At 44.6% G+C, this 6,574-nt stretch carries 6 protein-coding genes; all 6 read right to left on the reverse strand.

Annotated features, from left to right (window positions below):
* A partial coding sequence (nrfD, locus tag Q0386_RS03200; RefSeq protein WP_299026999.1) for an NrfD/PsrC family molybdoenzyme membrane anchor subunit occupies positions 1-529 on the reverse strand: 529 nt, incomplete at its 3' end.
* Position 530: 1 nt separating this feature from the next.
* Positions 531-1,214: a 4Fe-4S dicluster domain-containing protein gene (locus tag Q0386_RS03205; RefSeq protein WP_299027002.1), complete on the reverse strand. Its 684-nt coding sequence runs from the start codon at positions 1,212-1,214 to the stop codon at positions 531-533.
* Between the two features lie 36 nt (positions 1,215-1,250).
* Positions 1,251-2,063, reverse strand: a complete 813-nt coding sequence (locus Q0386_RS03210; RefSeq protein WP_299027005.1) for an FKBP-type peptidyl-prolyl cis-trans isomerase N-terminal domain-containing protein — start codon at positions 2,061-2,063, stop codon at positions 1,251-1,253.
* A gap of 55 nt (positions 2,064-2,118) precedes the next feature.
* Positions 2,119-4,185 (reverse strand): cytochrome c3 family protein, encoded by a 2,067-nt coding sequence (locus tag Q0386_RS03215; RefSeq protein WP_299027009.1) that lies wholly within the window; start codon positions 4,183-4,185, stop codon positions 2,119-2,121.
* 97 nt (positions 4,186-4,282) lie between these two features.
* Positions 4,283-5,722 (reverse strand): DUF3365 domain-containing protein, encoded by a 1,440-nt coding sequence (locus Q0386_RS03220; RefSeq protein ID WP_299027012.1) that lies wholly within the window; start codon positions 5,720-5,722, stop codon positions 4,283-4,285.
* On the reverse strand, positions 5,706-6,401 hold the full coding sequence (locus tag Q0386_RS03225) for a response regulator transcription factor (protein ID WP_299027015.1): 696 nt from the start codon (positions 6,399-6,401) through the stop codon (positions 5,706-5,708). Before Q0386_RS03225 ends, Q0386_RS03220 begins: the two co-directional genes overlap by 17 nt.
* Between the last annotated feature and the right edge of the window lie 173 nt (positions 6,402-6,574).

Raw genomic sequence — 6,574 nt, forward strand, 5'->3', positions numbered from 1 at the left:
TAGGAAATCTAACTAAAACCGAGATCAAAAAGCCCGTATAGGCGCAGATCGCAACTGCAAAAACTAGCGTAAGCGCAAGAAGCAGCGGACGAAGCGCGTTTACGATTTTCATCACAAGCTCGAAAAGCCCTTTTAAAAAGCTAAGATTGCGCGTCAAAAACTCTCTTAGGCAATCTTCAAACGCATAAAGGCAGGCCACGAAGCTAAGCGGAATATAGACGCAAAGCGCCGCAACGCCCACGGACATAACCGAGGTGAAGTTATAGTTAATCAAAATTTTCCAGAAAAGCAGCGGCCTCTCAAGATCGGCTACCAGGCAGACCATACCGAGTAAAATCGTGACGAAAGATAGCAGCGACGCGGCCTTAAATAGCGGCGCGCTCTCGGTTTGTTTTTTGTAAAATTTGATGAGGATCGCGACTACCAAAGCGCCGCCGCTCATGCCCGCTAGCAAGAGATAGACCGCGATCGGCCAACCCCACTCCACGCCGTGCGAGAAGGTCGCAGTGAAATTTATGGCTCCGTTCATATCACACCCCCAATCTAACCGCAGGAATATAGCGCAGGCTCGGCTTCGTGCCGCACTCAGGATGCATGCGTAGGCTGTCTTTTACGCGAAGTAGCTGGCTGATGTGCGAGTTTTCGTCGTTTAGATCGCCAAATACGATCGCCTCGTATCTGCACGCCTCAATGCAGGCAGGCTCGCGACCGTCTTTTAAATTCGTATCCAAGCAGAAGTTGCAGCTCTCTGCGGCTCTTGTTTCGTGGTTTATGAAGCGCACGTCGTAAGGACAGGCTACGATGCAGTATTTACAGGCGATGCAGTCGTCGGTGTTCATCGTCGTGATACCTGTTTTTTCGTCCTTGTGACAGGCTTTTGTAGGACATACGGTCACGCACGGCGCGTCCTCGCACTGCTGGCAGGAAACCCTGACGTAGCGCTTTTCTTTCAAATTTAGCGGATCGGTTTTATCCTGGATAAAAAGCCTCATTTGACCTTTCGGAACCAAATTTACCTTTTTACAGGCGATCTCGCAATCGGTACAGCCCACGCATTTGTTCTGATCAAAGATCATGCCGTAGTGCGGCTTTTTGCCGTTTTCCGTTTGGGCGTCTAAATTTATACTCTTGCCCAGTACGCTAGTCGCTCCCGCAACCGCCGCGCCAGAAGCAAGGAATTTAAAAAACGTCCTTCTTGTATTTTGTTCTTTCATATTCTTCTCCATCCGTATGGATTAAATATCCTAAATTTATCTACCAACGCTACTTCCGTGGCTATGCGCACCATGGAAATTTCGCGGCTGAGTTTCGCTTAGTTTTTTGGCTGCGCCGGCTAGCTCGCCAGGTTTTAGCGCCTTTACTAGCTCGACTTCAAAAATCAGCGTCGAGCCGCCCGGTATCTCGTCTGCGCCCTCGTCTCCGTAAGCTAGGTGAGACGGGATGACGAATTTATATTTTGAGTTACCGTTCATCATCATGAGGCCTTCTTGTAGGCCGTCTATTAAATTTACCATAGAAAGGATCGCAGGCTCGTTTCTAGAGTACGTATCGTCAAAAACTTTGCCGTTTATGAGGTAGGCTTTGTAGTTTAGCGCGACTACGCTCTCAGGTCTTGGCTTATCGCCGTCGCCGACAGCCATGACTTCGTACTGAAGCCCTGATTTAGTCGTTTTGACCTTTTTGTTTTTGGCGTTTTTCGCCATAAATTCTTCGCCCTCTTTTAAATTTTTTTCAAGCGCTTTTTTTAGCGCGTTTTGGGTTAGCTTATTTAGTTTTTCATCCCTTTGATTAAGCAGGGAGATTATTTCTTCGTCCGTTAGTTTTTGTTCTTTTTTAAAGGCATCGGCAAAGCCGTCTAAAAGAGCCTTGCTGTCAAATTTAACGCCTAGGCTTTCTTGTTTTTTTAGTTGTGCGGAGATATATGTTCCGGTTGAAATTCCGATACTGTATGATTCTTTTTGCTCTTGCGTCATCGCCTCTTTATCCGCCGCGCTAGCGCACAAGACGCAACCGGCCGTTAGGCAGAGAGCTAAAAGCGGGTTTTTGCTAAATTTAAAACGCATAAATTTTACCTTATTAAATTTGGACGCCGCAAAAATCGCGGCGTCCGTAATCGCATCATAAATTGTTGTTTATGATTCTTTGGGCTTCTTTGATGTACTCTTTAGAAGCATCAAGTCTTTGTTTTGTGTATTTAAAGCCGTGCATACCCCATGAGCCGTCTTTTTGTAGCAAGTCGACAGTGTCTTGCGCTTTTTCGATTAGCTCATAAACTCTTGTCTTATCGCTAGGACTTAGTTTCTTAGTTTCTAAGATAGCGTAAAGTCCCTCGATACCGATTTTGACTTGAGAGAAGTCGTTTTTAACAGGGGTTTGCCATCCCATTACTTCGTCGTAAACCTGTTTTTGGTTCTTGAAGTGTAGGGTAGGTTTTAACTCAGATAGTACCGGGCTGTGGCAGCCTTTAGTATCTTGCATATCTTTATCCGCCCAAGATGTTCTAGCGCACGCCCACATTAGGTCAACGAAGTTGTGTCCGTTTTTATCTCTTTGGAAGTGCCAATCTTTAGCGTCTCTTGGTCCTTTAGCAGCATCGCCCGCAACTAGAGATTTTCTAGCAGGATCTACGTCGATTTTCCAGATGTGAGATCTTCTTTGAGTATCGAATCCAGCGTTGTCTTGGAACTGGATAGCGTAGAAGTTCTCGCAGCTCATCATGAATGGCATATGGCAAGATGCGCAAGTGTTATCTTTATGCGTATCGGCTCTAGAAGCGATATATGCTTGCTCTTTGTGGCAATCTTGACAATCTTTTCTGATTTTTGGTTTAGTGTAAAGCGCACTTAGGTAGCCTTGCTCTGAGTTATAGTTTACGCCTTTGATAGTCTTATCGCCTACAACCGGACCCGTGTTATCGTGTGGATCGTGGCAAGTGGTGCAGCGCATGCCTTTATCGTAGTGAGCGGTAAAGTATGATTGTGAACCCTCAGATCCGCATCCTGGTCCCATTGATTTAAATTTAGAGCTTAGAGATAGGTCAAGCTTGCCTTGGTTTAGAGGATTGGCTCTGGCTAGGTCTGGGCTATAGTTAAATCTTTGGTGACAGCGTTCGCAGTTTGATGTTCTAAAGTTTGTAGCTCCGTCAAGGTGACCGCCGGCTCCGTGACACTCCTCACAGCTTACGCCTTTAGAGATAGTGTGTTTTTGAAGCTCTTTAGCGTTACCTAGAGCCGCATAGAACTCTTTCTTAGTTTTAAAGTCAAATTTGAACGGGTGGCAAACTTCGCAGTAAGAGCCGTTTGCTTGGAAGAACATTGACTTTTTGTATTTAGCGGCGTATGAGGCTAGACCTCTGACGTAGCCGCCGTTATCGCCGTAATCAGCTAGAGTTTCTGGGAAATCAGGAACGAAATCTTTGATTTTCTTAACTGTTTCAGGAGTTAAATTTAACGCCCAAGTTCTTTGGAATTGGTTGCCGCCGGCTACGACTTGACCCGTGCCGTCTCGTAGCAAACCGCCCTCTACGTGGTAAGTTCCTCGCAAAAGCCACGCGTCTACGTAGCCGAATTTGGTTCTTAGGTGTCCTACGGTCGCGTAAATAACGTCCGGAGTAATACCTTGAGGCAAGATGGACGCAGTATCTGGGCTAAATACCGGATCGGTTAGGTTGTTGTTAACCTCCGGGTGCTCGCCGGGGAAGCGGATAGTAGTGGCGTGGCGCGATCTGCTCCATACCTCGTACTGCGCAGGGTGGCACTCGCCGCACTTTTCGGATCCTACGAATTTGTTAGGAAACTGCAAAGACGAACCCGCAGGTATCCTATACATCATAGAGCTGTAGCCTTTACCGCCGTCTCTTTTACTAGCTTTTGACATGTCAAAGCCGTGACCTTCGGCAAGCCACTCAAGTCCACGGTCGTGAACGTCTAGTTTACCGACTGTTTTACCGCCGTATTTTGTGAAAATAGGGTGGTTTTTAAACAGCCACTCATACATCTCTTGCTCTTCTACGATGTAGTCTTGCAAGGATATTACGCCTCTAGTTTGAAGCGTGCCTTTTGGGTTTGCTATGACGTCTCGCGCTTGTTGAGACATCTGCATGTTGTGTTCTTCGCAACAGGCTTGCGATGCGAAGACGCTAACGCCCATAAGCAAACCTAATAAGGTTTTACTTAAATTCCTCATTGCGCCCTCCTTATAAATTTTGGATCTAAAATCAAAAAGATTTCATACTGATAATGCTATCGTAAAAAGGGGGCGAAAAAAGGGGAAATTTAATAAATTATGAATTTTTAAATTTAATAGTAAATACTACGCCGTTATTTATATTTTGCGCGTAAATTCGGGCGTTATTTTTTTCGGCTATCACCTTACTCATATATAGCCCAAGCCCGCTGCCTGACTTTTTCGTAGTAAAATGCGGCTTGAAAATTTTATTTATCGCGGCTTTATCTATACTGCCGGCGTTATTTTCGAGCGTTATCGCGCGTTCTCCGTTTTGCAAAAGGGCGGTTATTAAAATTTGCATTCGGTTTGCCTGCGCTCGCTCTTGCGGCAGATTTAAAAATGCTTCTTTGGCATTATTTATAATGTTAATTAAAATTTGAATAAGCTCATTTATGTTGCCGTAAAGCGTAAAATTTTCTTTTATCTCAACTTTTACGTCGATGACATGCCTTTTTAGCGTCGCGTTTAAAATTTTACAAGCCTGCTCTATGGCCTGTTTTACCTCAAATTCGCTCTTTGGCATATTTGGATTAAAGAAATTTTTAAAATCCTCGATGGTGTCAGACATAAATTTGACTTGCTCGTTTGCCTCCTCGATAGCCTCTTTTAGCCTCTGTTCGCTTAGTTTGCCTCGCTCGGAGTAAAGCTCCAAATTTACCAGAGTCGAGCTGATTTGCGCTAGAGGCTGACGCCACTGGTGCGAGATATTGCCGATCATTTCGCCCATCGAGGCCAGGCGGCTTTGATTTATCATCAAAAGCTCGTTTTGCAGCTTGGTTTTTTCGTTGCCTTTGTGGATTTTGTAAACGAAAAATAAAAACGCCGCAAAGATCGCCGTGATCGCCACGCCACTAACGATAAACTCCTGTTTATGATAAAGCAAAATACTTTTTACCGGGATTTTAAAGCTTACCATCGCTATCGTGTCGCCGACTTTGCCCTCGAAATTATTTAAATTTCCGTATTGTTCGAGCATTTTTTTAGGCGCGCTGTTTATGTTGTGACACTCGACGCATGACGGGTGGGAGTTTTTGATCGGAAGGCCGACGAAAAAGTACGAGGCGTTTTGATCTTTGATTACGTCAGAGTAGACCTCGTATTTGCCCTCCTTAAACCCTTCTAAAATTTCATTTTCGAATTCCGTGCCTTCGTGTTCGGGATTTAGCGGATTCGTCGCCGTTAGCCTGTAGTCGTAGTTTATGTTTTTTTTAGCGAGCTGGATTTTGTAAATTTGACGCGTGATGTATGACGAGGACATGAGTCTGGGATCAAAAAGGTCTTTGTCTATGACGCCGCCGTCTTTTAACTCTTCTATGAGCGGGCGCTGGATGGTAGAGATATAGTCGCGTATGCCGTTCATCGCGTCAAGTACGTAAAATGCCTCCTGCCTGGCGTCCTTTAGCGCAAGATCGCGGTAAAAGTTAAAAACCAAAACTGTAATGGCGCCGTACAAAACGACGAGCAGCAGGATGATAAATTTAAATTTGGACTTCACATAGATATCCTACGCCGTATAAATTTCTGATCGTGTCCTTGCCGATTTTTCGGCGCAGTTCTTTTACGATGGTTTTGATGGCTTCTTTGGTCGGCTGTTCAAATTCCCACATGTAGTCAAACAGCTGCTCGTAAGTGATCGTTTGATTTTTGTTGTTTAAAAAATACTCCAAAAGCTTGCTCTCGCTTTTGGAGAGGTGACAGGCCTCTTCCTTTATATATATGATTTTTTTGCTAAAGTCGTATTTGAGGTCGTCGTTGATACTAAACATCGGCGTATGGTCGATAAGCTCCATCGCGACGTCTTCTAGCGCCTTTATAAAAGTGTCTTTGTCATAAGGTTTTGAGAGATATCTCGTGATCTTTAGCTCAACCGCACGCCACAAATACTCCTGCTCGGTATGGCTTGAGATGATTACGATCGGGATTTTGCGGTTTGCACAGCGGATCTTTTTTGCTACCTCTAGACCGTCCATGTGTGGGACGCTAACATCTAGGACGAGCGCGTCGTATGAGCCGCTCATAGCCTCGTCTAGCGCCTCGATACCGTCGCTTACGCCTTTTACTTCGGCAAAAAACAGCTCAAGGGAGTCGATCATATTTTTTAATATATAAGGTTCGTCTTCTAAGCAAAGGACTTTTTTGTTGGATAAAACGTCTAAAACGGAGTAATCTTGCATCTTTTTCTCGTACTAAATTTTACCGATACTAACACAAGCAAGCTTAAAATACTATTTTCAAGGATTGCGATATTAACTATAAAACATAAATTAATCAAAGTTTTTGATGATGTAAAATTTGGGGAAGAAATTTAAAGATGGTGGAGTTAAGCGGGATCGAACCGCCGACCTCT

Origin of the sequence: uncultured Campylobacter sp., assembly GCF_938045625.1 — a bacterium.
Classification (GTDB): domain Bacteria; phylum Campylobacterota; class Campylobacteria; order Campylobacterales; family Campylobacteraceae; genus Campylobacter_A.